This window comes from Streptomyces sp. NPDC004667 (genome assembly GCF_040609475.1).
Classification (GTDB): Bacteria; Actinomycetota; Actinomycetes; order Streptomycetales; family Streptomycetaceae; genus Streptomyces.
The window spans coordinates 1-5,105 of record NZ_JBEXKC010000181.1 but is presented as its reverse complement, the minus strand read 5'-3'; the positions used below and the strand labels follow the sequence as shown (position 1 = coordinate 5,105).

Below are 5,105 nucleotides of genomic sequence, written 5' to 3'. Positions count from 1 at the left end.
CGAGGCGTACCCGCGCGCTCAGCCCGGTCCGGGACGCGTCGCCCGCCGTCCGGACCTCCGCGCGCAGCGCACCGGCCCCGGACTCCGTCGCGACCTCCAGCGTGAGGGCCCCGCCTTCCGGTACGTCGACCATGTCCCCGACCCGCACGTCTTCGAGCACGACGGAGCCGGCGGGGGCGGTCTCGGCGACCGCCTCGTGCAGCACGGCCAGATGGACCGTCGGGGGAACGGGGGCCAGCCCGCGCAGGCCGACCACCGCGCCGTCCAGGTCCGCGCCGATCCGGGTGACGCGGACCCCGGGCCGGTCGGGGCCGGCGGACGGCGTCCGGCGCAGTACCTCCGCGTCCCAGGGGTAGGCGGGCAGCTTCACCAGACGCGCCGTTCCCCTGAACCAGCGCTCCCAGTCGACCCGGCCTCCGGCGGCGAAGAAGGCGCCGAGCGACCGGGCCAGCGCCAGGGCCTCGTCGGCGGTGCGCCGTGTCGTGGAGGCGACGACCGCCGACGCTCCACCGGCCTCCAGGGCGGTCTCCTCGATCGCCGTCAGCAGCAGGGGGTGCGGGCTCATCTCGACGAAGACGCTGTCGCCCTCCTTGACCAGCCGGCGGATGCCGCCGAGGAAGCGGACCGGGCACCTCAGGTTGTCCATCCAGTACGCGGCGTCGAGTTCCGCCCCCGTCAGCACGGCTTCGCGGACGGTGGAGTGCAGCGGGACCCGGCCCACGCGGGGTGTGATGCCGGCCAGCCGCGCGAGCAGGTCGTCGCGCAGCCGGTCCATGACGGGGGAGTGGGAGGCCACGTTCACCCGTACCGGACGGTGGAAGACACCCTCCCGCTCCAGCCGGCGCCCGATGCGCTCCAGGGCGGCGGCGTCCCCGGCGAGCACGGTCGAGGTGGGGGAGTTCTCGGCGGCCACGCAGACACCGCCCTCCTGCGCGGCGACGTCCGCGGCCTGCTCGGGCGACAGGTCGACCGAGAGCATCGCGCCCTGTCCCGCGGTGCTCTGCATCAGCGCGCTGCGACGGCAGATCACGGCCGCGGCGTCGGCGACGCTGAGCGCGCCGGTCACGGCGGCGGCCGCGCTCTCGCCCATGCTGTGCCCGATGCACGCGTCGGGCTCGACTCCCATGTCGCGCCAGGCGGCGGCCAGGGCCACCTCCATGGCCCACAGCGCGGGCTGGACCGCGGCGACGTCATCGGGGAACTCCCCGGTCGCCGAGGCGAGTACCTCGCGCACCGAGCGGCCCGTCTCGCGGCGCGCGGCCTCGTCGCACTCCTGGAACGCCCGTGCGAAGGCGGGTGTGGTGGCCATGAGCGACCGGCCCATCCCCGGCCACTGCGCACCCTGTCCGGGGAAGACGAAGACGGTGCGCTTGCCCGTGCCGAAGCCGGCGTCACCGGTACCGGCCCGCTCCGTGGCCCGCCCGGCGGCCACGTCGCCCAGCGCGGCGGCCAGTTCGGCGTGATCGGCGCCGGTCGCCCACAGCCGCAGGGGATGGGCGTCACGGTGCAGCGCGGCCGTGGCGCACAGGTCCCACAGCGGCAGCGCGCTGCCGGCCCCGCCGGGGGAGAGGTGCTCGGCCCAGGCCCCGGCGAGCCGGCGCAGGGCCCGCTCGGAGCGGGCGCTGAGCACGAGCAGATGGGCGGGCCTGCCCCCGGGCAGTTCCGTGGGGCCGTGTTCGGGCCCGAGGGGCGGGCGTTCGGGCTCGGTGACCACGACGTGGGCGTTGGTTCCGGACAGGCCGAAGGAGCTGACGCCGACGACGGCGCCGCGGCCGTCGCTCTCCAGGCGCTCGTTCCCGGTCACCAGGTGCAGCCGGTTCGCCTCGTCCGCGAGCAGGGGCTGGGGCTCCGTCAGGTGCAGGGAGGCGGGGATGACGCCGTGCCGGGCGACGAGGACGGCCTTGATGAGTCCGGCGACGCCGGCCGCCGCTTCGGCGTGGCCGATGTTCGACTTCACGGATCCGCATCTCAGCGGCCCCCGCCGCGGCCCCCGTTCGCGCGCGGCCGCGGCCAGGACCTGCAGCTCGACGGCGTCGCCCACGGGCGTGCCCGTGCCGTGGGCCTCCACGTAGTCGAGGTCGGAGGGCTCGATGCCCGCGTCCCGCCACGCCCTGCGGACCATGTCCTCCTGGCCCGCGACCGCCGGCTTGATCAGCGATCCGCTGCTGCGCCCGTCGTTGGTCACGGCACTGCCCGGCAGCAGGGCGAGCACGGGGTGGCCGGCCCGCTCGGCGTCTTCGAGACGGCTGAGGACGACGACGCCGATGCCCTCGCTGCGGACGAAGCCGTTCGCGCGGGTGTCCCCGAACTTGCAGCGGCCGTCGGGCGACAGCATGGCCGCCTGGGAGAAGGCGATCGCGTCCAGGGGCGAGAGGATGATGTTGACGCCGCCCGCGATGGCCAGGTCCGTCTCGCCGCTCAGCAGGCTCTGGCGGGCCATGTGCACGGCGACCAGGGACGACGAGCAGGCCGTGTCGACCATCATGCTGGGCCCGCGCAGGTCCAGGTCGTAGGACAGGCGCCCCGAGGCCATGGCCCGGAAGTAGCTGCCGGCCGCCTCGCGCAGGCTGTTGCCTTCGGCGGTGCTGTGGCGGCCGTAGTCCGCGGTGGCCTGCCCGATGTACACGCCGGTGGCGGAGCCGGCGAGGTCGGACGGGCGGATGCCGGCGTCTTCGAGCGCTTCGCGGACCACCGGAAGCAGCAGCCGGTGCTGCGGGTCGACACTGGCGGCCTCCGCCGGCGAGATCCCGAAGAAGCCGGCGTCGAAGAGGAAGGGGTCGTCCAGGAAGCCGCCGTCGCGGCTGACGGTACGGCCCGGGGTGCCGGACCGCTCGGCGACGTAGGGCGTGATGTCGAAGCGCTCGCGCGGGACGGGGGTGATGCAGTCCCTGTTCGCGATCAGGTTGTCCCAGAACTCCTCTATACCGCGGGCCTGCGGAAACCTGCACCCCATCCCGACCACCGCGATCGCCGTCTCCCCGGTGCGTGCACTCATGAGAACCCCCCTGTCTGCGGGGACGCGGTGAGACCGCGTCAGGACGCTGCCCCCCGGCACCGCCGCGCGAGATCGTAGTTCAAAACTGGACCCCAGGACAATGATGGGCTTAAAGCTCACCTTTGGCTTGAAAGGCACCCTCGATGGCCGCCGGGGCGGCCGGTGTGCGCGGGTGAGTCGCCTACCAGGCGCGATGCGGATCTGAGGTGATTCATCGTCACAATCCCCTCTCCGAAAGGGGGAAGAACGGCCATGGGCAACGCGCGGAAACTGGTCTATGGTAAAAACTCGTACTCCAGACCAAGAAAGAACGCCGGTCGTAACATGGATTGCAGGGCACCCGGTTGACGGGTGCTGCGCCACCACCGCCGCACCGGCCGACCACAGGAACGAGGAGGGGGACCTCGGATGGTTTCGTACGTACACCGACCAGCGCCTTCGCCGAGTGCGCCGGAGCGCCCCGGCGAGGGCGCCCCCGGTCCACGGGGGCCGGGACCCGGCGCGCCGGTCCCCGTACTGGAGGGGCTGCTGCACCGGGCGGCCCGCCTCCCGTCGCTCGCCGCCAAGTACGAACGGGAGCTCACCCGGCGCACCTTCGCCCTCGCCGACCTCCCCGTACTCACCCCGGGCGAACTGGCCACGGCGACCGCCGAGGCCCTCGCGCTCAACACGGGCGAGGGCCTGCTGTGGGCACACGGCGGCACGCTCGACACCCCGGACCTGACCCTGCTGCCGGAGCAGATGTTCGCCTCCGAGATCGGCAGCGCCTGGAACCCGCTCCACCCCACCGACGTCGTCGCGAACCTGCACCCCGCGGGGAGGATGCAGGCCGACCACTACTTCTTCAACCGCTTCGCCACCGCGTCCGGCGCCACCGTCCTGCCGCTGGGTCCCTTGCCCCAGGGCGCGGACGACGACTGGCTCCGCTTCCTCGCCCGCCACCACGTCACCGCCATCGCGGCGCCCCCGCAGGCCGTTTCCCGGCTGCTGCGGGCCAGCATGGCGGGCCGGCCGCTGCCGTGGCTGCGCACCCTGATGCTGGGCGGCGCCGCCCACGACACCACCGACGACGGCCTGCTCGCCGCCCACTTCCCCTACACCGCGGTGTGGCGGCTGTACGGCACCCCCACGGCCTGGGTGATCGGGCAGCGCGGCCCGCACTGTCTGGCCGGCATCTACCACCCGCTGCCCCACCAGCACGTCGAAGCGGTGGACGGGCGGTTGCTGGTCACGACCCTCACGCCCTCGCGCACCCCGGCGCTCATCCGCTACGACACCCAGGAGCGCGGCGAGTTCGCGCACTGCGCGTGCGGCAGGCCGGGACCGGCCCTGCGGGTCCTCGGCACCCGCCCGCCGTTCTTCCGCTTCCACGGACGCACCCTGTCCGCCCGCGAACTCGTCGACCTGGCCACCGCCCTCGACGAGGTCTCGGCGGCCCAGGTCGCCGTCACCCCCGAAGAGCGGATCCAACTGCGTGTCCGCCTCGCCCCCGGAGTCCCCGACGACCACCACAGCAACGCCTGGATCAGGTTCCGGATGATCGAGAACCATCTCGCCCTCGCGGCGTGCGTCCTCGACCAGCCGGACGAGTTCGAAGTGGTCGCCGTGCACGGGCTCACCGGCACGTCCGTCCTGACCACCGAGGAGCACTGACATGCCGGACAGCGTCAACCAGGAAACCGTCACACCGATGAGAGGAACCGTCATGCCCGATCAGTTCACCTCCATGCAGGACACCGTCACGGCCCAGGCGGACGACGAGATCCTCGTCGCGGTGCGCGCGGTGGCTCCCGAGATCGACGAGATGATCAAGGCCGAGCCGCTGCCCGAGGGCTGGCTGCGAGGCTGGGACGTCGCCGGCGTCGTGCTGCGCGCGGCCCCCGAGGGCTTCAGCCCCAAGCCCGGGGACCGGGTCGTTGCCGTGGCCACCGGCACCGAGTGGTCGTCGTGCATGGCGGTGCCCACCGAATACGCCACCGTCCTGCCCGACCACGTGAGCTTCGAGCAGGCGGCGGCGCTGCGCGTGGCGGTCCTGACGGCGCTGCGCCTGGTGCGCAGCGCGGGTTCCGTCAGCGGCCGGCCCGTCCTGGTGACCGGCGCCGGAGCCGGC

Annotated in this window: 2 protein-coding genes and 1 pseudogene; 2 read left to right on the top strand and 1 reads right to left on the bottom strand. The window is 73.7% G+C overall.

Features of this window, described 5'->3' with window-relative positions:
• Window positions 1-2,995: type I polyketide synthase (locus ABZW32_RS38650; protein WP_356225443.1), on the bottom strand; the 2,995-nt coding region annotated here is incomplete at its 3' end.
• A gap of 408 nt (window positions 2,996-3,403) precedes the next feature.
• On the opposite strand from ABZW32_RS38650, the gene ABZW32_RS38645 reads away from it, so the two are divergent.
• Together ABZW32_RS38645 and ABZW32_RS38640 are read left to right on the top strand one after the other, a co-directional pair.
• Window positions 3,404-4,648: a hypothetical protein gene (locus tag ABZW32_RS38645; RefSeq protein ID WP_356225441.1), complete on the top strand. Its 1,245-nt coding sequence runs from the start codon at window positions 3,404-3,406 to the stop codon at window positions 4,646-4,648.
• A gap of 52 nt (window positions 4,649-4,700) precedes the next feature.
• Window positions 4,701-5,105, top strand: a pseudogene (locus ABZW32_RS38640) (alcohol dehydrogenase); the annotation flags it as partial.